We start from the raw sequence: 234 nt of genomic DNA, 5'->3' as shown, positions 1-234 counted from the left end.
CCAGATTTACTTGAAGAGTGTGATACTTCAGAAGAGAATAATGGTTTTGCTGAATTTGATTTAGAAGCAGAAATTGAAGGAATTACAGGGGGAAATCCCAATTATGAAATCGAATTCTTCACCACCCAAGCCGAAGCAGAAGATTTAAGTATTGAAAACGGATTATCAAGTCCATATACCAATGAAAATCCATTGTCACAAAGCTTATTTGTACGAGCAACCGATATTAACAAC

General features: G+C 35.5%; 1 protein-coding gene. It reads left to right on the top strand.

What is annotated here, in order from left to right; all coding sequences use genetic code 11:
- Positions 1-234: hypothetical protein (locus G7034_RS01670; RefSeq protein WP_166399230.1), on the top strand; the 234-nt coding region annotated here is incomplete at both ends.

The organism is Psychroflexus maritimus, from assembly GCF_011089875.1.
In the GTDB taxonomy this organism is placed as follows: domain Bacteria; phylum Bacteroidota; class Bacteroidia; order Flavobacteriales; family Flavobacteriaceae; genus Psychroflexus; species Psychroflexus maritimus.
Note: the sequence above shows the minus strand (reverse complement) of the source record. Positions and strands in the feature narration are given on the sequence as shown.